Source organism: Affinirhizobium straminoryzae (assembly GCF_007004135.1).
GTDB classification, from domain to species: domain Bacteria; phylum Pseudomonadota; class Alphaproteobacteria; order Rhizobiales; family Rhizobiaceae; genus Neorhizobium; species Neorhizobium straminoryzae.
In genome coordinates this window covers 1-20,953 of record NZ_VJMG01000021.1, presented here as the reverse complement: position 1 = coordinate 20,953, position 20,953 = coordinate 1, and the positions used below count along the sequence as shown (strand labels likewise).

Genomic DNA, 20,953 nt, shown 5'->3' with positions numbered 1-20,953 from the left:
ATCATGGACACTGTCGCAGCATCGCAGCCGGCCTTCCGCTTTGCCGACCTGGAGGATCGCCCGGTGCTGGTCACCGGCGGGGGATCGGGTATTGGCGCAGCCTTCACGGAAGCCTTCGCCCGCCAGGGCGCACGCGTCGCCTTTCTCGACATCGCGCGCGAACCGAGCCTTGCGCTGGTTGCCACCCTTTCCGGACAGACGCGCCATCCGGTAGAGTTCATCGAGGCCGATCTTTCCGATGTCTCACAGATCCGGTCCGCAGTCGCGGCGGCGGCCGAGCGGCTCGGCGGCATTGGCGTTCTCGTCAACAATGCCGCCCTCGACGACCGTCACGAATTTCTGGAGGTCACGGAGGAGTACTGGGACCGCAACCAGGCAATCAATTTGAAGCAGATGTTCTTCTGTGCCCAGGCGGCCGCCCCGCATCTGATCGCGGACGGGCGCGGCGCGGTCGTCAACCTGTCCTCGATCTCCTTCCTGCTGAACATGGGCGGTCTGCCGAGCTATACCACCGCCAAGGCCGGCATTCTGGGATTGACGAAGAGCCTTGCCGGACGCCTCGGCCCGGACGGCATCCGCGTCAACGCGCTGTTGCCGGGCATGATCGTCACCGAGCGGCAGAAGGCGCTCTGGCTGACGGATGAAGGCATTGCCGCGATGATCGACCGCCAGTGCGTCAAGCGCAGCCTGACCGCCGCCGACATGGTCGGCCCCTGCCTGTTTCTGGCCTCGTCGGCATCGGCCGGCATGAGCGCCCAATGGATCACCGTAGATGGAGGAACACTCTGATGGCTGAGGCCGCCTATATCGCCGTCGACTGGGGCACGACCAGCTTCCGGCTCTGGCTCATGGATGGCGACCACCGCGTGCTGGCCGAACGGCGCAGCGGCGAAGGCATGACCACCGCCGCCGAAACGGGCTTTTCCCAGGTCCTAGAGACTCATCTTGCCGCCGTGTCCGCCGGTGCCGATCTGCCGGTCATCATCTGCGGCATGGCCGGCGCCCGCCAGGGCTGGGTGGAGGCCGGCTATGTCGATGCCCCGGCGCCGCTCGCCGCCGTTCTCGACGGCGCCGTGCGCGTGCCCGGCGAAACGCGCGACATCCGCATTCTGCCCGGCATTGCCCAGCGCGCCGAAACCGCACCGGATGTGATGCGCGGCGAGGAAACCCAGCTGCTCGGCGCGCTCGGCCCCTCCTCCACCGGCAAGGCGCTGGTCTGCATGCCCGGCACCCATTCGAAATGGGTGAATGTGGAAGACAGCCGCGTCACCAGCTTCGCCTCCTTCATGACCGGCGAAGTCTTCGACGTGATCACCAAGCATTCAATCCTGAAGCATGCGGTGGCGGGTGCGGAAGCCTTCGACGCCAGCCACCCGGCCTTCCAGGCCGCCGTCGTCAAGGCCGCGGCCGAGCCGGCACTGCTGACAAGCCTGATCTTTACCGCGCGCTCCGGCCAGCTGCTGCACGGGCTTGATGCCACCGGCGCTGCCGCCCGCCTCTCCGGCACGCTGATCGGGGCGGAAATCGCCGGCGGCATCCATGCGGCCGGCCGGCGCCCGGATCTGGTGCGGCTCGTTGCCTCCGGCCGGCTGCAGGGCCTCTACGAAGGCGCCCTTGCAGCCCTTGGCCTTGCCTTCGAGACGATCGACGCCGATCTTGCCGTGCGGCAGGGCCTTGCCGCCGCCGCCCAATCGCTTTTCCTCAGCCATGCAAGGATACCCGCATGACCCGCATTCCCTTTCCCTCCATGCAGCGGCCGCTGGTCGCCATTCTCCGCGGCATCAAGCCGGAAGAGACTGAAGCCATCGTCGGCGGCCTGATCGAAACCGGCTTCACCGCCATCGAGATTCCGCTGAACTCGCCCGATCCGTTCCGGTCGATCGAAACCGCCGTGCGGCTGGCGCCGGCGGACTGCCTGATCGGCGCCGGTACCGTGCTGACCGTCGAGGATGTCGACGCACTCGATGCCGCCGGCGGCAGGCTGATGGTGAGCCCCAATGTCGAGCCGGCGGTCATCGAGGCTGCTGCGGCGCGCGGCATGGTGACGCTGCCGGGCTGCTTTACGGCAACGGAAGCGCTGTCTGCCGCACGCGCCGGCGCAACGGGCCTGAAATTCTTCCCCGCCAGCGTGCTTGGCCCTTCCGGCATCAACGCGATCCGCGCCGTGCTGCCGAAGGAGCTGGTGATTGCCGCGGTCGGTGGCGTGTCCGACACGAACTTTGAAGACTATGTGAAGGGTGGCATCACCGCCTTCGGTCTCGGCTCCAGCCTCTACAAGGCGGGCATGAGCGCCAACGAGGTGATCCGTCGCGCCAGGGTGACGATCGAGGCCTATGACCGGGCGCTGGAGGCGGTGCGATGAGCGAGATCCACGACTTCGCCGGAACCATCCTCTCCGACCATGCCTCAGAACTCGGCGAAGGCCCGACCTATGATGCGGCGACCGATACGCTGTGGTGGTTCAACATTCTCGGCAAGGAACTGCACGAACTGAACCTTGCAAGCGGTGCAAGGCGCGTTCATCCCCTGCCCTTCAAGGCCAGTGTGCTGGCCCGCATTGATGCGGATCGCCAGTTGATCGCGACAGAACAGGGCCTGATGATCCGCGACATCGCCAGCGGCGGCTTTACTCCCTATGTGGAACTCGAGCCGGCGCATATGGGCAACCGCTCCAATGACGGGCGTGTGCATGCCTCCGGTGCGCTGTGGATCGGCACCATGGGGCTGAAGGCCCAGAATGGCGCGGGCTCGATCTATCACGTGGCAAAGGGCGCGGTGACCCGCATCGTCACCGGCATCAGCATTCCGAATTCGATCTGCTTCTCCCCCGACGGTGCGACGGGCTATTACACCGACACCCGCATCGGCAACATCATGCGGCTGCCGCTCGATGCCGAAACCGGGCTGCCGGTCGGCGAGGCAACCGTCTTCGTGCCTGCCGGCGCCGATGGCGGTCCGGATGGATCCGTCTGCGATGCGGACGGTTATCTCTGGAACGCCCGCTGGGGTGCCGGGGCTGTGGACCGGTATGCACCGGACGGACGTCACGTGGCCCGCTACAGCGTCCCGACATCGCGCGCCTCATGCCCGGCCTTCTTCGGCAAATCCGCAGACCGCATGGCGGTGACAACCGCATATGAGGGTGCCAGCGCAGACGAACGGGCCTCCGACACCAAGGCCGGCTTCCTCTTCGATCTCGGCATCACGGTGAACGGGCGTGTCGAACCGGCCTATCGTCTCTGACATTGTTTTTACAGGGGAAATCCGCGCATGTGGCGGGTTGCCCCTAACCTTCGACAGGCGAAAACGTTCCGGCGTTTTCGCCTATTTTTTTGGCAGCCCGCCTCGGAACCATCCTCGCGGACAGGCATTTCCCTGTCGAACCGACGCGATCCTCCACCCTGCGCGTCGGAGCAACCCGGATTGAACAAAGGTAGGTTCGTTATGAAAAAGACCCTTGGTACCATGGCAGCAGCAGCCATCCTGATGGCTTCCACCGCCGTTGCACCGGCCTTGGCCCAGACGACGGCTCCCTCGGCAACGCCTGCCGCTCCGAACGCCCAGACCGATACCACCATGCCGGCGACCGGCAATGGCGCTGTGGCTCCGGCAACCGGTTCGTCCGCAGCAGGCACAATGGGCGCTGCATCCACCAGCGCCGCCGCGCAGGATTACCTGACCCGGCAGACGGAAACGCAGGTGAGCGCCAACGACTATATCGGCCAGAGCATCTACAACGGTGAAGACAAGAGCATCGGGAACGTCAACGACCTGATCCTGGAAGAAAACGGCGGCATCGTCGCAGCCGTGGTCGGCGTCGGCGGCTTCCTTGGCATCGGCGAAAAGAACGTCGCCGTGCCGATGAGCAAGATCAACATCAGCCGCGACGCAGACAACAACAACAAGGTCCGCCTGACGACCATGGAAACGGCTGAATCGCTGAAGGCCGCGCCGGAATTCAAGACGCTGGACCAGCAGCAGACCGACAACACCACCACGTCTTCGACCGGTGGTGCAGCCACCACCACGGCCCCGGCCGGCGGCGCCACAACCCCGTCGACGACCCCGAAGCCCTAATCCGCATCGGTGGTCTGGAGCGTGCCACGCTCCGCCTGACCAGGGCACATACGGACAAGGGCGGCGCTACGGCGCCGCCCTTCGTCGTTTGGTGAATCGGGAAAGGTGTCAGGCGGTTTCCTGGGTCGGCAGGAAATCGCGGTGATGGGTCTGGAGGTAGCGCAGCGTCGCGGCGGCATCCACCGGGCGGCCATAGTAATATCCCTGCCCCATGGCGCAGCCGAGCGTCTTCAGCTTTTCCGCATCCGCCCATTCCTCGATGCCTTCGGCGACCACCTGCAGATCAAGGCCATCGCACATGGCGATGATCGCCTTGACGATATGTTCGGAGGCGCGATCGGTGGTGATGCGGGAAATGAAGGCACGGTCGATCTTTACCTTGTCGAAGGTAAAATCGCGAAGCCGCCCGAGGCTTGACTGCCCGGTGCCGAAATCATCGAGCGAAATACGCACACCCGACTGGCGCAGCTCCGCAATGATGCGCTCGGCGGTATCGGCCGAGGTCATGACGGCGGTTTCGGTGATCTCCAGCTCCAGCCGGGCGGGATCAAGCCCGACGCGGCCAAGCGTTGCCAGAATCGTTCCGGCGGTGCCGGGGTCCATCAGTTGCGCGGAAGAAAGATTGAAGGACAGAAAGAGTTCGCGCGGCCAGGAGAGTGCTGCCTCCGCCGCCTTGCGCAGCAGCGTATCCGACAGGGCATCGATGAAGCCGCGTTCCTCGGCAAGCGGCACGAAGACGGCCGGCGACACGAAGCCGAGATCGGGATCGTTCCAGCGTGCCAGCGCCTCGAAACCGACCACCGAAGCATCGCGGATGCGCACGATCGGCTGAAAATGCACCTCGACCGAATCGGCAATGATGGCATTGCGCAGCGCCTGCTCCAGCTGGGTGGAGCGTTTCATTTCCTGGGCAATCTCGCGGGAATAGACAGTGATCTGGCCGCGTCCGCGACGCTTGGAGCGATAGAGCGCGGTTTCGGCGCTCTTCATCAGTTCCTCGAACTCCTCCCCGGCAAAGGGATAGACGGCAAAGCCGAAGGAAGCCGACAGCCGCACATTGCGGTCTCCCAGATCGTAAGGCGCAGACAGCACCTCCTTGATCATCTGGCCGAGACGTTCTGCGCTGGTCTTTTCGAAGACGAGCGGCAGCAGGAAGGCGAACTCGTCGCCGTCGTGGCGTGTCACGGTGGCGCCATCGGGAATGCAGGCCTTCAGGCGATGCGCCACCTGGCAGAGAATGTCATCGCCGGCCTGCGAACCGAACAGGTCATTGATCGGCTTGAAGCCATCGAGGTTGACGATGCCGACGGTAAAGGGGGCGGGATCATCGGCGCGTTCGGCAGCGATCAGCCGCACCTTGTCGCGCAGCCGGTAGCGGTTGCCAAGACCAGTCAGCGGATCGCGATAGGCCATGGCCTGCAATTCGTTCTGGCTGACCTGCGGCAACGAACGGCCGGCCGATGTCATTACGCGCTCCACGCATGTCGGGTTTTCGCGCAGAATGCTGCCAAAAGATTAACAAATGCATAGCGCTTATCACAAACGCGTGCAGTCTCAGCGCCCTTCGCCACGCCGGCGTGTCTCGCGGTCGCCGGCGCCCATGAAGCGACGGAACTTCTCGTCCAGCGCATCGGGACTCAGCGGCTTCAGCACCACGTCATCCATGCCGGCAGCCCAGCAGGCGTCGCGGTCTCCCTCGACGGCCGGCGTCAGCACGCCGATGATCGGTGTGCGCTCGCCTCCGCTTTCAAGCTCGCGGATCCGCGATGCAGCCTCGAAGCCGTTCAGCATCGGCAGGGTGATATCCATCAGCACGATTCGCGGCTTGAGATCCCGCCACAGGCGCACCGCCTCCTCGCCATCGCAGGCAATGGCATAGCGATAGCCGAAGCCTTCGAGGATCTGCGAGAAGACGATCTGGTTGACCTCATTGTCCTCCGCCACCAGGACGTCGATTGCGGCAACCGATGAGATCTGCCAGTCGTCCTCGGCGGCCTTGCGGGCCGCAGGCGCGGGACGCGGACGCGCCAGACGCCGCTGCACAGCCACCAGAAGCTCGCGCTCCACCTGGAAGGCTTCCAGAACCAGGACATCGATGCCGGAGGCCTCCGCCTCTTCCAGGCATTCGATATCCATGGCCGAATCAACCACCACGAGATCGATGTCCACCTGCCGCTCGCGGGCGATGTCGAGGATGCCGCGCAGCTCCCTGAGGTCGCGGGCCGCGGTCGCATCGAAGCCGGCGCGCAGCAGAAGCGACACGCCGTCCGCCTCCACCTTGCCGTCATCGGTCACGAGCAGCACGCGGCGGCGCCCCGTCCGTTCCGCCGGCACGGCCGCCGGCTGCTCGGAACGTTTGAGGCGCATGTCGGAATGCACGAAGTCGACGCCCTCCAAACCGTTGAACACCCATTCGGGTTGCTCTCCGGTCGAGAGAACCTCTGAAATATCTTCCATGGCGGTGACCACGAAATAGCGGCCGGGCTTGCCCGCCCGCAGCTTGCGGGTCAGCACGGCGGTGCGGCTGCCGTCGGGGCGGATCACCTGCTCGCTGATGGAGAAAGGGATGCCAGTCTCCAGGACCTGCCGGCTGGCCCGATCGATGCGGGCTGCCAGCTCCGGCGGATGGATGTCATCATTCTTGCGCCCGAGAATCTCGTCCGCGGCGAGATTGTAGAATGAGCAGGTCGCCTTGTTGACTGCGACATAGGTGAAATTGCGATCCATCACCAGGATCGGGAAGGGCAGGTTGTCGAGAATGTCCTCTGTGATCTGTACCCGCTCGAGATCGGACCGCCACTGGTCCTCGCGTTTCTTGTGCTCGGAGACGTCGCGGAACAGACAGAGGCCGTAGCCGGAGGGCATGCGTCGCTTGCTGAGGCTCATCCACCGATCAAGCGCCTGGCGCTCCACGGTTTCGGAACGCTCGCGCCAGAGACTGGCAATCTCGGTGGTGATCCACTCCTCGCGTCCCATCGGCGGATGACGCAGACGCCCGGTGACATCGGGGAAGTAGCCGCCATGATCGTAGACCAGAGACAGGAAATCTTTGAGTCGCGTGCCGGGAGACGGCATCAGCGGCAGGGCAGGCAGAAAGGCGCGCAGCTGCGTGCTGGCAAAGACGATCGTGTCGTTCCGGTCGTAGATGAGTACGGCACCGGACATCGCCTCCGTCAGAAGGTCAAGCAGGGCCGCCTGCGCCAGCCCGTCCGGATGCGCGCCCGTCTGCGTCATCGCAAGGCGCTTCCTGTCTCGCGGGAGGCACCCGCTGCCGGGGGCCGACTGTCGATCCGTACCGCTTGCATCCTCTTGCTTCCTGTTTGCGGCCACCGCACGGGCGCACCACCTGTTCGGCCGGCATGTCCGTCGCCGAAGCGTGCGAATCTGCCGTTTGCCATCTCGTTGTGAAGCAATATCGGCTTCACGTTAAGTTGCTCTTAACGCTCAATGATCGGGTTGCGACGCAGCGGGCGGCGCAACCTTTTCCACAATTCGACACGGGGCCTTTTCTTGTCGCGTCGAATCCCCGACAATGGGGGCATGCCCGTCAAACAGTTGCCCGAAACGCTGATCAACCAGATTGCCGCCGGCGAGGTGATCGAACGCCCCGCCAGTGCCGCCAAGGAACTGATCGAAAACGCCATCGATGCCGGCGCGACCCGCATCGAGATCGCCACCGCCGGCGGCGGCAAGAGCCTGATCCGCATCACCGACAATGGCTGCGGCATGGATGCCGTCGATCTGGATCTCGCCGTGCGCCGCCACTGCACCTCGAAGATTTCCGAGACGCTGGACGATATCCGCACGCTCGGCTTTCGCGGCGAGGCCCTGCCCTCGATCGGTTCGGTCGCCAAGCTGTCGATCACCAGCCGGACGGCGGGCTCCGAGACGGGCGTGGAGATCTCGCTCACCGGCGGACGCCTGACCCCGGCACGGCCGGCGGCGGCCAATCAGGGCACGGTGGTGGAGGTGCGCGATATTTTCTTTGCGACACCGGCCCGGCTGAAATTTCTGAAAAGCGAGCGGGCCGAGGCCGGCGCGATCACCGAGGTGGTCAAGCGCATGGCAATTGCCTTTCCGCAGGTGCGCTTCGTGCTGTCGGGCAGCGACCGGTCGACGCTCGAATTTCCCGCCGCCCCCGGCGATCCCCTGGCGCGCATGGCGCAGGTGCTGGGCGCGGAGTTCCGCGACAATGCCATCGAGATCCGCGCCGAGCGCGAGGACGTCACGCTGTCCGGCTTTGCCGGCGTGCCGACCTTCAACCGCGGCAATTCCACCCATCAATATGCCTTCGTCAACGGTCGGCCGGTGCAGGACAAGCTGATCCTCTCGGCCATTCGCGGCGCCTATGCGGAAACCATTCCGGCCGGGCGCTATCCGGTCGCCGTACTCTCGATCGCGCTCGATCCGGCGCTGGTCGATGTCAACGTGCATCCGGCCAAGGCGGATGTGCGTTTCCGCGATCCCGGCCTGGTGCGCGGGCTGATCGTCGGCGCACTGCGCGAGGCACTCGCGCGGGAAGGCGACCGGGCTGCCACCACCGGCGCCAGCGGCCTGATGCGCGCCTTTCGCCCCGGCTTCGGCCCTGGCGGCGGCGTCCCGTCAGGATCGGATGCCGGCCCGGTCCGCAGCTTCGGCAGCGGGTCCATGCCGCCGCGACCGGCCAATGTCGGCTGGACGGCGGAGACCTCGCTTTACCGGCCGATGGCCATGCCGCAGGCAAACGGCTTTGCCGAACAGCGCCAGTCCGCCTTCGATGCGCTGATGACGCCCAGCGCACGGGCCGACGCGATGCCGGTTCCGGCACAGGCCACACCCGACACGGCCGTCTCGGAGCCCGCGCTTCGCCACCGCCTGGGGGCTGCCCGCGCGCAGCTTCATGCCAATTATATCGTCGCCCAGACCGAGGACGGGCTGGTCATCGTCGATCAGCATGCCGCCCATGAGCGGCTGGTCTTCGAGGCCATGCGCAAGGCGCTGGAAGCGGAGCGGCTGCCCTCGCAGGTGCTGCTGATCCCCGAAATCATCGACCTGCCGGAAGAGGATTGCGACCGTCTGACCATGCATGCGGCCGATCTGGAGCGGCTGGGTCTGGTGATCGAGCGGTTTGGCCCGGGTGCCGTCGCCGTACGTGAAACGCCGGCCCTGCTCGGCGAGGTGGATGCGACCGCGATGATCCGCGATCTTGCCGACGAGATCGGCGAGTGGAACACCGCAAGCGGGCTCAAGAGCCGGCTGGAGCATGTGGCCGCCACCATGGCCTGCCACGGATCCGTGCGCTCCGGCCGCCGGCTGCGCCCCGAGGAGATGAACGCGCTGCTGCGCGAGATGGAAGCGACCCCCGGTTCCGGCCAGTGCAACCACGGCCGGCCGACCTATATCGAGCTGAAGCTGAGCGATATCGAGCGGCTGTTCGGCCGCAGCTGACACCTGTGGCAAGCATCGCCAGCCCGAGCGATCCGGTGCGATTTGCAGGATGCGGTTTCAGGCCCGATGCTGTAGATGAGGACCATGATTTTTCGCAGGAGACGTATGATGAACCGATTCGAAGGGGGTGGAAACCGCGAGGCCAAGATCCGTTACCTCGATGGCGACTACCAGATCCTGACGGCCGGCTCCCATGTCCCCTGCGCCATCACCGGCGTGGCGATCCCCGTCGACGAACTGCGCTACTGGAGCGTGGCGCGGCAGGAAGCCTATGTGGATTGCGCGGCCTCGCTGGAAGCCGACAAGCGCGCCGGCATTCTTCCCAACCAGTCGCGCGGCTGACATACGCCGTCGCATCGCGGCCCAAGGCTACCCCTTGCCGTTTTCCAGCAACCGTCGGCGGCAATGGGCGATGGCCTCCTCGATCATCAGCCCGGGAGCGTGCGGATCGTCGAACACCATGTCCACCTCCACCACGCGGGCAAGCGCCAGCAGGCGTTCGGCCGCTCCCTTGCGGCCGGCAAGCCGTGCGGCATCCTTGGTGGTGGTGACGGGAACGAGGCTGTCGCGCTCCGCCGCGCCGATCAGGTCGAGAAGCTCCGCCTCCGTGAAGGGATGGTGATCCGGGAAGGAGCGTTGGGCGGCCACCGTGCCGCCGATCGCGGCCACCGTGCGGTAGAATTTTGCGGGATCGGCAATGCCGGCAAAGGCCAGAACGCGCTGTCCGGCAATCGCCGCATCCGGGCGTGGCACAAGGCTTGCGACGCGCAACGGCTTGGCCGCGCGTGCGGCAAGGCGCACGACCGGATCGGCCCCCTCCCCCTCGCCGACCTTCAGCAGCGCGGACATCTGCCGCAGCTGTTCGGACAGCGGCGCGCGGACGGGTCCGGCCGGCACCAGATGGCCGTTGCCGATGCCGCGGCGGGCATCGATCACCACAAGAGCGAAATCGAGCACCAGCTGGGCGCTCTGGAAGCCGTCATCCATGATAATGAGATCGCAGCCTTCCGCCACCAGCCGCTTCGCCCCATCCAGCCGGCGACGGGAAACCACCGTCATCGCCTCGCGGGCTAGAAGCAGCGGTTCGTCACCCACGGCATCGGCGCCATGCCGGGCCGGATCGACCAGCACCGTCTGGCGAAGATGTCCGCCATAACCGCGGCTGAGGAAACCGGGCGTCAGGCCGCGTGCCCTTGCCGCGCGGGCAATGGCAATCGCCGTCGGCGTCTTGCCCGCCCCGCCCACGGTGAAATTGCCGACGCAGAAGACCGGCACGGACACCGAAGGCCGCACCTTGCGCGCCATGCGGCGCCCCGCAATCTGGCCGTAGAGACGCGACAGCGGCCAGAGCCCGAAGGCCTGCCAGCCGGATCTTTGCCACCAGAAGGAGGGCGCTTTCGAAACCATGGCTCGTCCTCCTTCTCTTTCGGCGACCGATGATACATGCAATCCACAAGACGACCCGCAGCCCGGGCGTCGGACGGGCGTGGATCAGGCCGGCGGGAGACCGGCGGGCAGCAGCGTTTCCAGCCCGGTGATGTCGTCCAGCACGCAATCGGCCGCCGCCTGAAGCGTTGCAACCGATCCCGTTCCGGTGAGCACAGCCACCTTCAAGCCGCAGCCGGCAGCCGCTGCCATGTGCAGATCGTGATTGTTGTCGCCGACCATGGCGACCTGCGAGGGCAGAAGGCCGACAGCGCGACAGAAGCCGAGCACCATGCCGGGCTCCGGCTTGCAGCCATGGCCGCTGTCATAGCCGGCGATGAAATCGAGATGATCGAGAAAGCCCAGCCGCTCCGCCGTTTCGCGGATCGAGCGTTCGTTGTCGCTGGAAGCGACGCCGAGCCGAAAGCCGCGCGCCTTCAGCCGGGCGAACAAGGCGGCCAGATCCGTCACCGGTACGGAATGCTGCGCACCCCGCACGAAAAGATCGTCCAGCGCCTGCGTCAGCGGGCCGACGGCAAGTGGCGAACCGGCCGCCACGAAGCCGGCCGCGATCTGCGCCGCCGTGCCGGCGGCAAACAGGCTGTCAGCCGCCGTGCGTCCGCTCACCGGATCCATGCCGGCGGCGCGCAGCATACGCTCCTCCAGCGCGGAATCGCCCCCGGCGGCCGCGATGCGGGCCGCCTCGCGGTTCACCGGGCCCCAGCTCTCGTCATAGCTCAGAAGCGTGCCGTCCTTGTCGAACAGGATGCCGGCGATCTCGGAAATGTCTGTGGTCATGCGCCTCCGCCGGCCGGACGCAAGCGGGCGGCCACCGTCAACGGGTTGAGATAGGGTTCCAGCGCCTTGATCGTGGTGGAAAGAGCGCCGCGCATGTCCTGCACGGCCTCGTGGCCGCAATCGATCATCTTGCGGCGGGCCACCTCGTTGGTCATCAGGTAATGCACGGCCTTGGCCAGCATTTCGGTGTCGCGCACCATGCGGGCACCCCCCTTGCGGATGACTTGCTGATAGGTTTCGCGGAAATTCTGAACGTTGGGGCCGGAAAGCACCGCGCAGCCGAGCATGGCCGATTCGAGCGGGTTCTGCCCGCCTTCCGCCGTCAGCGAGCGGCCGACGAAGGAAATCTCGGTGAGGCGCAGGTAAAGCCCCATTTCGCCGATGCTGTCGCCGAGAAAGATATCGGTTTCGGGGGTGATGACATCGTTGCGGGAGCGCCGGGCGACCGTCAGCCCCTTCTCGCGCAGCATGGCCTCGATCGCATCGCCCCGTTCGGGATGGCGTGGCACGATGATGGTGAGCTGCTGGTTGCGCGGCTTGATGGCGCGATGCACGAAGGCGGCCGCCTCTTCCTCGCCCTCGAACGTGCAGATCGCCGCCCAGGTCTTCCGGTCACCGACCTGCGACTGGTAGCCGGCAAGGACCGCCTCATCCACTGGCGGTGGATCGGTATCGCCCTTCAGATTGCCGGAGATCACCACCGGCCAGGCGCCCAGATCACGGAAGCGCTCGGCGTCGAGATCGGAGCGCGCCACGACCAGCGCAAGGCGCCCGAACAGCAGTTCGGCGATCTTGCTGCGATTGCTCCAGCGCTCGTAGGAGCGGTCGGAAATGCGGGCATTGACGCGGATCTGCGGGATGTTTCGGCGGGAGAGTTCGGCCATGGTGGTGGGCCAGATCTCGGATTCTGCGGTGATCGCCGCATCCGGACGCCAGTAGGCGATGAAGCGCTTGATCGGAAACTTTACGTCGAGCGGCACATACTGGTGGATGACTTCGTCGCCCAGCCGGGTGCGGCTGAGGGCGGCCGACGTTACGGTGCCGGTGGTGAGCAGAACATGGATTTCGCGGCGGCGCAGCTCGCGTATCAGCGGAATGACCGCCAGCGTTTCGCCAACACTTGCCGCATGCACCCAGATGAGCGGCCCATGCGGGCGCGGCACGCTGGGATAGCCGAAGCGTTCCAGCCGCCGCTGCCGCTCTTCCTTGCCCTTCAGCGTGCGATAGGCAAGGTAGGGGGACGCCAGCGGATAGGCACAGATACCGGCCACGCGGTATCCGAACAGGGCCATGCGCGCCAAGCCGTTGCTCACTGCCATCGCCCTCGATCACCCCTCATCCGCATCGTCCCGTTCACAGCCCGAAATTGCATTGGTGTATGCGTCGCAATTGCGTCAAAAACGCGCCACGTCCGCGTCAGGGCCGACGCCCGTGCGGCGCTCAGGCCTTGCTGTCGGGGTCGAGCAGCCGGTGCATGTGGACGATGAAATAACGCATGTGTGCGTTGTCAACCGTCATCTGCGCCTTGCTCTTCCACGCTTCCAGAGCACTGGCGTAATCGGGGAAGATGCCGACGATATCGAGCGCGTTCAGATCCTTGAAATCCAGGCCCTGAAGACTTTCCAGCTCACCGCCGAAAACGAGATGAAGAAGCTGTTTCTTGTCGCCCTGCACGGTCATTCTATGCCTCTTTTTATCAACTCCCCCGCCCCCTTCTCCTGCGGCATTCCGCACCAAAGGTCAACCCGATGCAAGGCCGTGGACAAGGCTTTCCAGCAGATGTTCGGCACCGGCACAGAGCACGCCGTGGGTCACTGCATCCCGGTTGTAGGCAAGCGGCAGCCGGTCGAGCCCGACCAGGCGTCCGCCGGCCCGTTCGAGGATCAGATCGGCGGCGGCGAGATCCCAGTCGTGGCTGTTGCGCATGACCACCGTGCCGTCAATGCGACCATCCGCCACCATGGCCAGCCGGTAGGCCAGCGAGGGGACGTGGCGGATGCGCTGCAGCGTGCTGCGCAAGCCCGGCTCGAACCGGCGCAGCATCTCCTCGGGCGCGGCGATGCGGCGCAGCTCCTGCGCACGCGGCTCCGAGGTGCGGATCACCACGCCGTTCTTCAGCGCCGCTCCGTCCGCCACTGCGACGAATTCCTCGCCAAGGGCCGGCGCATAGAGAACGCCCGCCACCGGACGCCCCAGATGCACGACTGCGACGCTGACGCACCAGGTTGCCTCACAATTGATGAAGGCGCGCGTGCCGTCGATCGGATCGATAACGAACAGCGTCTCGCAGGCAAGCCGCGCGGGATCATCGTCGGTTTCCTCCGACAGCCAGCCATAGGCGGGGCGTGCGGTCCTCAGCAGCGTTTCCAGCCGGTCGTTGGCGGCGAAATCGGCGGCGCTGACCGGTGAGCGGCCCTCGTTCTTCCACCAGACTTCGGGCGAGCGGCCGAAATAACCGAGCGCCACGTCGCCCGCCTCGCGCGCGGCGCGGCGGATCAGGTCGAGGTCCTCTGTCCAGTCGCTCGCGGTCGTGTCCGTCACCTCAGCGCCCTGCCAGCGTCATGCCCTCGATGGCAATCGTCGGTGCGGCAACGCCGTACTTGCGATCGATGTCGTTTGCCGGCGTCATGCGCATGAACATGTCCTTGAGATTGGAGGCAATCGTGACTTCCGAAACGGGGAAGGTCAGCTCGCCGTTCTCGATCCAGAAGCCGGTCGCACCGCGGCTGTATTCGCCGGTGATCATGTTGACGCCCTGGCCGATCAGTTCGGTGACGTAGAAGCCGTTACCGATGCCGCGGATCAGGTCCTCCGGCGCAATCTCGCCGGGCTCAAGCGCCAGATTGGTGGAGGCGGGCGACACGGAGGTGCCGCCCCGCACGCCGCGCCCGTTGGTCTCAAGGCCGAGTTCGCGGCCGGTGGAGGTGGACAGGAACCAGTGCTTCAGCACGCCGTCCTCGATCATCACCATCCGCTCGCCGGTCACGCCCTCGCCATCGAAGGGGCGTGAGGAAGAGCCGCGCACGATCAGCGGATCGTCGGTGATGTTGAGGCCGGCCTTCAGCACCTGCTGGCCCATCCGGTCGCGCAGGAAGCTCGTCTTGCGGGCGACCGATGCGCCGTTGATCGCGCCGGCGATATGCCCGACGAAGCCGCGCGCGATGCGCGGATCGAAGACGACCGTCACATTGCTGCCGGTGTCCACCTGGCGGGGATTGACGCGCCGGACGGTGCGCTCGCCGGCGCGGCGGCCGATCAGTTCTGCCGGATCGAGATCGGCGACATAGAGGCGGCTGTCATAATCGTAATCGCGCTCCATCTTCGTGCCTTCGCCGGCAATCACGCTGACGGAGCGGCCGAAGCGGCTGGCGATATAGCTGCCGGAAAAGCCATGCGAGGTGACGAGAACGAGGCCGCCCGAGCCGGCGGAGGCGCCGGCGCCGGAGGAATTGGTGACGCCCGCCACCGACAGCGCCGCCTGTTCGGCGGCCAACGCCGCCTCGGTCAGCGCCTCGGTCGGCACTTCGGTCGGATCATAGAGATCGAGGTCGGGGAAGGATCGGGCGAGCCTGGCCTCGTCCGCCAGGCAGGCATAGGGATCTTCCGGCGAGACCTTGGCCATGGCAACCGCCCGTTCGGCAAGCTGTTTCAGGTCGAAGCCCGGATTGGCCGAGACGCTGGCGACCCGCCGCCCGACGAAGACGCGCAGCGAAAAATCGTCGCTTTCGGAGGCCTCCGTATTTTCCACCTTGCCGAGGCGGACGCTGACGGAGCGGGAGCGGGAGCGCACCACGACGGCATCCGCCTGATCGGCGCCTGCCTTCCTGGCCAGATCGATAAGTTCGGCCGCGCGGGACAGCAGGGCACTGGAATCAATTGCGGAGGGCATTTCAGACGACATGGGATGAGCCTTTCGTTGCCAGACCATGTATTGTGGACGAAAGAAAGCATCAAGAGCGGCAAGGTGATTCTTGCCGCGATGCAGAATCCGAGAGGCCGCATGGCAACCACCGACCCGATGTTGAACGAAACGCTTCTGCTGCTGGCCGGCACCGTCCTGGCTGCACCTTTGTTCAAGAAACTCGGTCTCGGCACGGTGCTGGGCTATCTCGCGGCCGGCATCGTGCTCGGTCCGGTGCTGCGGATGATCAATGATCCGCAGGAAGTGCTGCATGTCTCGGAACTGGGCGTCGTCTTCCTGCTCTTCATCATCGGTCTGGAGCTGAAACCGTCGCGCCTGTGGCAGATGCGCGGCGACATCTTCGTGCTCGGCACCGCCCAGGTGGTGCTGTCGGGCCTGGCGCTGACCGGGCTGGCATGGCTGACCGGCATCGCCAGCTGGCAAGGCAGCGTGATTGCCGGTTTCGGCCTGGCGCTCTCGTCCACCGCCTTTGCGCTGCAGATCCTGGCCGATAACGGCGAATCCAACACGCTCTATGGCCGGCGCGCCTTCTCCATCCTGCTGTTCCAGGATCTCGCCATCGTGCCGCTTCTTGCACTGGTGACACTGCTCGGCGCCGGATCGGAACCACATGCCAACACCTTCTTCATCGATTTCGCCAAGGCGGCGGTTGCCATCTGCCTGCTGATTCTCGCCGGCCGTTATCTGCTGACGCCGATGTTCCAGGTGATCGCCCGCACCGGCGCGCGCGAGGTGATGCTGGCAGCCGCCCTGCTCGTGGTGCTGGGCGCGGCAATCCTGATGCAGCTTGCCGGCCTCTCCATGGCCATGGGCGCCTTTCTCGCCGGCGTGATGCTGGCGGAATCCTCCTACCGCCACGAGCTGGAGGCGGATATCGAGCCGTTCCGCGGCCTGCTCCTCGCCATGTTCTTCATCGCCGTCGGCCTGTCGCTGCAGCTCGACGCCATTCTCGACAACCTCGTTCTGATCCTCGTCGGCGTGCCGCTCTTCATGGTCGTCAAGGCAGTCATCCTCTACGCCCTGTCGCGGCTATGGGGATCCAACCACGACGATGCCGTCAGCATCGCAGCCCTCCTGCCGCAGGGCGGCGAATTCGGTTTCGTGCTGTTCACCACCGCCGTATCCGCCAGCCTGCTGACGCCGGCCACCGCCTCGCTGCTGATTGCCAGCGTCACGCTGTCGATGGCGCTGACGCCACTCGGCACGGCGCTGTCGCGGCGTCTGATGGTACGCGAGACCCGCGAGGAGATCGCCGAGGATTTCGAGGGAGCGGGCGCGGACGTGCTGATGGTCGGCTTTTCCCGCTTCGGCCAGATCGCCGCGCAGATCCTGCTCGCCGGCGGCAGCGACGTGACCGTGATCGACGATTCGCCGGATCGCATCCGACAGGCCGCCACCTTCGGCTTCCGCATCTATTTCGGGGATGGCACGCGCCGAGAGGTGCTGGTCGCTGCCGGCATCGAACGCGCCAAGATCGTCGCCGTCTGCACCCACAGGCAGGAGATCACCGACAAGGTGGTGGACCTGATCCGCGCCGAGTTCCCCGAAACACGCCTGTTCGTCCGCTCCTATGACCGCATCCATTCGCTGTCGCTGAGGGCCCGCGAGGTGGAATACGAACTGCGCGAAACGCTGGAATCCGGTCTTCTGTTCGGCCGCAAGATGCTGGAGGGGCTCGACAAGTCCGAAGCCGAGGCAGCCGAGATCGGCGACGATATCCGCCGCCGCGACGAGGAGCGCCTGCAGATCCAGGCCGCCAAGGGCATCACGGCGGGGCTGCACATGCTGCACACCCGCCCGGTTCGCCCGGAGCCTCTGACAAAGCCGAAGCGCACGCCGGTGCGGGACGCTACGGAGGCCGAGGAAGAGGCCGACACCATCTGATGTGGGGCGCGGGTGACCGAGGGAGCGCCATCGCGCAGCCTCGATCACCGGTCGCAGGGCGCGACCGGAACGGCGTCAGAGCGGCGCTGCGGCCGCTTCGAACAGGCTGTCCAGCCCGCGCTTGACTTCGTCCTTGATGCCTTCGCTTTCATCGAGGATTTCGCGCACCTTGAGGAAATCCATCACGCCGAACCGGTTGACCGGCGGACGCAGGAAGAGGTGCGGCGGATGCAGCCTGAGCTTCAGCGCGATGCAGGCCTGCATCATCAGCTGGCTGGCGCCGAACATGCTGTCCAGCCGGTTCGGCGGATGCGTGCCATCGCCCTCCGGCCCGCCGACCACATCAACGCCGATCACGATGTCGGCGGCATCGGCCACGTGCTCATAAGGGACCGGGTTGAAGATGCCGCCATCCACCATGATGCGGCCATTGATGCGCACGGCCATGAAGAGGCCGGGAATGGCGGCCGAGGCGGCGATGGCGGTGCGCAGATCCCCCTCCTCCACGATCACCTCCGCCTGGCCGTAATAATCGGTGACCGCGATCTTCAGCGGAATCGGCAGCGCCTCGAATGTGTCGGGCACCTGCGGCGGCAGGAAGCCGGCGAGGATGCGTTCCAGGTTGAAATGGCCCAGGCGAAAGCCGCCCACCATGTCGCGCATGCTGTCGGGCCCGAGCGACCACAGGCGGCCCAGCACCGTGCCGCGATTGCCGAGCGTTTCCACCGTGTAGTCGCGGATCTCCGCGCCGCTCATGCCGGCGGCCATGCCGGCGCCGAAGATGGCGCCGATGGAGGAGCCGGCAATGGCCACGGGCTTCACGCCCATCTCGTCCAGCGCCTCGATGACGGCGATATGGGCGATGCCGCGGGCACCGCCGCCGCCGAGCGCCAGCCCGACCCTTGGCTTGGTTCCGAGCGGGCGCTTCATCTCGACGGGCAGCGACAGCCGGGTGCTCATGGTCCTGGTCCTCAGGCGGGCCGGTAGCGGAAGAAGTCGATCCGGGTATCGCCAAACATGCGTTGCTCCAGCGGCTGGAAGACGGGATCGACGGCCAGCGTCACATCCGCCCGCTCTTCCAGCACCACCAGCGCCTCGGGCATCAGCCAGCCGCCCTGATGCGCACAAAGCAGCGCCGCCTCTCCAAGCCCCTGACCATAGGGCGGATCGGCAAAGAGAAAATGGCAGGGTTCCATCGTACCGGCCGGCCCAAGCCGGGTCGCATCCCGGCGCAGGATGCGCGCGCGGCCGTGAAGGCCCAGGCTTTCGATGTTTTCCCACAACAGGCCGCGGCCCTCGACGCTGTTTTCCACAAACAGCGCGCTGCGACAGCCGCGCGACAGGGCTTCCAGCCCCACCGCGCCGGTGCCGGCGAAGAGATCGACGACGCGGGTGCCCTCGATCGCTTCGGGATAGACATGGCCGATGATGTTGAACAGGCTTTCGCGCGTCCGGTCGATGGTCGGCCGGATCGCGCTGGATTTGGGCGTGGCCAGAGACCGGCCCCGAAACTCACCACCGACGATCCGCACGGCGCTTACCCTCTCGGTGTTCTCGAACGCGAACCGCCCTTTGGACCGGACCCCGGCCCGCGACCGCCCGCCGGACGCCCACCCGGCTTGCCGCCACCCGGCTTGCCACCGCCCGGCTTACTTCCAAAGGACGGCTTGCCGCCTACGGGCTTGCCACCAAACGACGGCTTGGAACCGAAGGGCTTTGCGCCCGGCTTGCCGCCGGAGGGTTTTCCGCCGAACGGCTTGCCACCGGCCGGCTTGCTGCCGAAGCCACCGCGTTCCCCCTCGGCGCGACGCCCCTCGGGACGCCCGCCTTCCGGCCGGCTGAAAGCACGTTCTGCGTTTTCACGCGCCGAACGACCGGGACCGGCCCCTGAGCCATAGGGCTTGGAGCGCGGACGATCGCCGTCCTCGCGCGGCTTGCGATCGCCCCGCGGGCGGTCCGAAAAGCTGCGCTCGCTGCGATCACTGCTGCGCTCCCCGCGCTCGAAACGGTCGCTGCGCTCCGCCCGATCCGGGCGTGGGCCACGATCCGGACGATCCCCGCGATCACGACGCTCGCCCCGCTCCGGCCGATCGCCACGGTCAGCACGGTCGCCACGATCACGACGACCGAAGCCGCCTTCATCCTCGTCGCGCGGACGGCGCGCGGGCGCCTCGGCGCGGATCCAGTCGCTGTCGCCTTCGACGCGGTTCACATTGACGCTGGAGGCACGGCGTGGGGCCTCACCGCCCTTGCTGAACAGGCGCTCGGCCTCGGCTCGCGCCGATTTCTTGGCGCCGCCATCGGCCGTCGGACGCGCACCGGGCGCCATCCAGACATTGGCGGTACGGGCAGTGCCGAGCGGCAGGCGCTTCTTCGGCTTGTCCTCGCCGAAACCGTCGCCACCGAACTTGCCGCCGCGCTTGTCAAAATCCTTGCCCTTGGCGGGACCCTTGCCCTTTGGCGACGGTTTGCCGCCAAAACGGTCACCATCGCGATCCCCACGTCCCTCGCGGCGCTCCTCGGCGCCCCAGGGCTTGTCGTCGCGACCGGCAGAGGGGCCCTTCGGCTGCGGCTTCTCGTCGTCGGCCACCGGGTTGCTGTAGACCGGCGCCTCGAAATTCGCCTTGGATTCCTCGATCAGGCGCGGGCCGAGCTGGTCGCGCAGCATGCGGCCGCGCACCTCCACCACATGGCCTTCCGGCAGGTCGCCGAGCTGGAACGGACCGTAGGAGACACGGATCAGGCGGTTGACATCGAGGCCGAGCGCGCCGAGCACGTTCTTGATCTCGCGGTTCTTGCCTTCGCGCAGACCCATGGTGATCCAGACATTGTGGCCCTGCTGGCGGTCGAGCGTCGCGTCGATCGCACCGTAGAGCACGCCGTCGACGGCAATGCCTTCCTTGAGCTTGTCGAGCGCCTCCTGCGTCACCTCGCCATGGGCGCGCACGCGGTAACGGCGCAGCCAGCCGGTGGTCGGCAGTTCGAGCACACGCGACAGGCCGCCGTCATTGGTCAGCAGCAGCAGGCCCTCGGTATTGATATCGAGGCGGCCGATCGACATCACGCGCGGCAGATCCTCCGGCAGGTTGTCGAACACGGTCGGGCGGCCTTCCGGATCGGAATTGGTCGTCACCAGGCCGGCCGGCTTGTGGTAGAGCCACAGGCGCGTCCGCTCGATGCCGCGGATCGGCTCGCCATCCACCTCGATGCGATCGGAAAGCGTGGCATTGACCACGGGCGTATCGAGAACCTGGCCATTGAGGCGCACGCGGCCGTCCATGATCATCCGCTCCACGTCGCGGCGCGAGGCGACACCGGCACGGGCGAGAATCTTGGAGATGCGCTCCGGCTTGCCGGCGGTGGCATCGGTCGCCTCGGCGGCCGGCGCTGCGGCCCGCAAGGCCGCAGGCGCGGGACGCG

At 66.3% G+C, this 20,953-nt stretch carries 19 protein-coding genes; 8 read left to right on the top strand and 11 right to left on the bottom strand.

Features of this window, described 5'->3' with window-relative positions; all coding sequences use genetic code 11:
* Positions 1–3 precede the first annotated feature (3 nt).
* The 5 genes from FNA46_RS09045 (at position 4) to FNA46_RS09025 (ending at position 4,077) form a co-directional block, all read left to right on the top strand.
* Positions 4–789: an SDR family NAD(P)-dependent oxidoreductase gene (locus tag FNA46_RS09045; RefSeq protein WP_143124865.1), complete on the top strand. Its 786-nt coding sequence runs from the start codon at positions 4–6 to the stop codon at positions 787–789.
* Positions 789–1,727, top strand: a complete 939-nt coding sequence (locus FNA46_RS09040) for a 2-dehydro-3-deoxygalactonokinase (RefSeq protein ID WP_143124864.1) — start codon at positions 789–791, stop codon at positions 1,725–1,727. The genes FNA46_RS09045 and FNA46_RS09040 overlap by 1 nt, the downstream gene beginning before the upstream one ends.
* Complete coding sequence (locus FNA46_RS09035) at positions 1,724–2,362, top strand: 2-dehydro-3-deoxy-6-phosphogalactonate aldolase (protein ID WP_143124863.1); 639 nt, start codon at positions 1,724–1,726, stop codon at positions 2,360–2,362. Before FNA46_RS09040 ends, FNA46_RS09035 begins: the two co-directional genes overlap by 4 nt.
* Complete coding sequence (locus FNA46_RS09030) at positions 2,359–3,243, top strand: SMP-30/gluconolactonase/LRE family protein (protein ID WP_143124862.1); 885 nt, start codon at positions 2,359–2,361, stop codon at positions 3,241–3,243. Before FNA46_RS09035 ends, FNA46_RS09030 begins: the two co-directional genes overlap by 4 nt.
* Before the next feature lie 201 nt (positions 3,244–3,444).
* Positions 3,445–4,077, top strand: a complete 633-nt coding sequence (locus tag FNA46_RS09025) for a PRC-barrel domain-containing protein (protein ID WP_143124861.1) — start codon at positions 3,445–3,447, stop codon at positions 4,075–4,077.
* A 108-nt stretch (positions 4,078–4,185) separates the two neighbouring features.
* Here the strand turns inward: FNA46_RS09025 and FNA46_RS09020 are convergent, their stop codons facing one another.
* Both FNA46_RS09020 and FNA46_RS09015 read right to left on the bottom strand, forming a co-directional pair.
* Complete coding sequence (locus FNA46_RS09020; protein WP_143124860.1) at positions 4,186–5,544, bottom strand: putative bifunctional diguanylate cyclase/phosphodiesterase; 1,359 nt, start codon at positions 5,542–5,544, stop codon at positions 4,186–4,188.
* A gap of 87 nt (positions 5,545–5,631) precedes the next feature.
* The gene (locus FNA46_RS09015) at positions 5,632–7,311 is read right to left on the bottom strand and encodes a response regulator (RefSeq protein ID WP_143124859.1); all 1,680 of its coding nucleotides are present in this window, start codon (positions 7,309–7,311) and stop codon (positions 5,632–5,634) included.
* Positions 7,312–7,617: 306 nt separating this feature from the next.
* On the opposite strand from FNA46_RS09015, the gene mutL reads away from it, so the two are divergent.
* Together mutL and FNA46_RS09005 are read left to right on the top strand one after the other, a co-directional pair.
* Complete coding sequence (mutL, locus tag FNA46_RS09010; RefSeq protein WP_143124858.1) at positions 7,618–9,504, top strand: DNA mismatch repair endonuclease MutL; 1,887 nt, start codon at positions 7,618–7,620, stop codon at positions 9,502–9,504.
* 105 nt (positions 9,505–9,609) lie between these two features.
* On the top strand, positions 9,610–9,846 hold the full coding sequence (locus tag FNA46_RS09005) for a DUF2093 domain-containing protein (RefSeq protein WP_143124857.1): 237 nt from the start codon (positions 9,610–9,612) through the stop codon (positions 9,844–9,846).
* A 27-nt stretch (positions 9,847–9,873) separates the two neighbouring features.
* Here FNA46_RS09005 and lpxK read toward each other — a convergent pair whose 3' ends face one another.
* The 6 genes from lpxK to FNA46_RS08975 form a co-directional block, all read right to left on the bottom strand.
* Positions 9,874–10,911, bottom strand: coding sequence for a tetraacyldisaccharide 4'-kinase (lpxK, locus tag FNA46_RS09000; protein WP_143124856.1), 1,038 nt, complete (start codon positions 10,909–10,911; stop codon positions 9,874–9,876).
* Positions 10,912–10,995: 84 nt separating this feature from the next.
* Positions 10,996–11,727: an HAD family hydrolase gene (locus tag FNA46_RS08995; protein WP_143124855.1), complete on the bottom strand. Its 732-nt coding sequence runs from the start codon at positions 11,725–11,727 to the stop codon at positions 10,996–10,998.
* The gene (gene waaA, locus FNA46_RS08990; protein WP_143125022.1) at positions 11,724–13,040 is read right to left on the bottom strand and encodes a lipid IV(A) 3-deoxy-D-manno-octulosonic acid transferase; all 1,317 of its coding nucleotides are present in this window, start codon (positions 13,038–13,040) and stop codon (positions 11,724–11,726) included. The genes FNA46_RS08995 and waaA overlap by 4 nt, the downstream gene beginning before the upstream one ends.
* A 127-nt stretch (positions 13,041–13,167) precedes the next feature.
* Positions 13,168–13,407: a DUF4170 domain-containing protein gene (locus FNA46_RS08985; RefSeq protein ID WP_143124854.1), complete on the bottom strand. Its 240-nt coding sequence runs from the start codon at positions 13,405–13,407 to the stop codon at positions 13,168–13,170.
* Positions 13,408–13,467: 60 nt separating this feature from the next.
* Positions 13,468–14,268, bottom strand: a complete 801-nt coding sequence (locus FNA46_RS08980) for a 3'(2'),5'-bisphosphate nucleotidase CysQ (protein ID WP_143124853.1) — start codon at positions 14,266–14,268, stop codon at positions 13,468–13,470.
* 1 nt (position 14,269) lies between these two features.
* Entirely contained in the window at positions 14,270–15,616 is a 1,347-nt protein-coding gene (locus FNA46_RS08975) for a TldD/PmbA family protein (protein ID WP_143125021.1), read from the bottom strand.
* Between the two features lie 111 nt (positions 15,617–15,727).
* On the opposite strand from FNA46_RS08975, the gene FNA46_RS08970 reads away from it, so the two are divergent.
* The gene (locus FNA46_RS08970; protein ID WP_143124852.1) at positions 15,728–17,533 is read left to right on the top strand and encodes a monovalent cation:proton antiporter-2 (CPA2) family protein; all 1,806 of its coding nucleotides are present in this window, start codon (positions 15,728–15,730) and stop codon (positions 17,531–17,533) included.
* Between the two features lie 75 nt (positions 17,534–17,608).
* Here FNA46_RS08970 and FNA46_RS08965 read toward each other — a convergent pair whose 3' ends face one another.
* The 3 genes from FNA46_RS08965 to FNA46_RS08955 are packed head-to-tail and all read right to left on the bottom strand — an operon-like array spanning position 17,609 to position 20,933.
* Positions 17,609–18,493 (bottom strand): patatin-like phospholipase family protein, encoded by an 885-nt coding sequence (locus tag FNA46_RS08965; RefSeq protein ID WP_143124851.1) that lies wholly within the window; start codon positions 18,491–18,493, stop codon positions 17,609–17,611.
* 11 nt (positions 18,494–18,504) lie between these two features.
* The gene (rsmD, locus tag FNA46_RS08960) at positions 18,505–19,065 is read right to left on the bottom strand and encodes a 16S rRNA (guanine(966)-N(2))-methyltransferase RsmD (protein WP_143124850.1); all 561 of its coding nucleotides are present in this window, start codon (positions 19,063–19,065) and stop codon (positions 18,505–18,507) included.
* Between the two features lie 5 nt (positions 19,066–19,070).
* A complete protein-coding gene (locus FNA46_RS08955; RefSeq protein ID WP_425468700.1) occupies positions 19,071–20,933 on the bottom strand; it encodes a pseudouridine synthase in 1,863 nt (620 codons plus the stop codon).
* Positions 20,934–20,953: the final 20 nt, after the last annotated feature.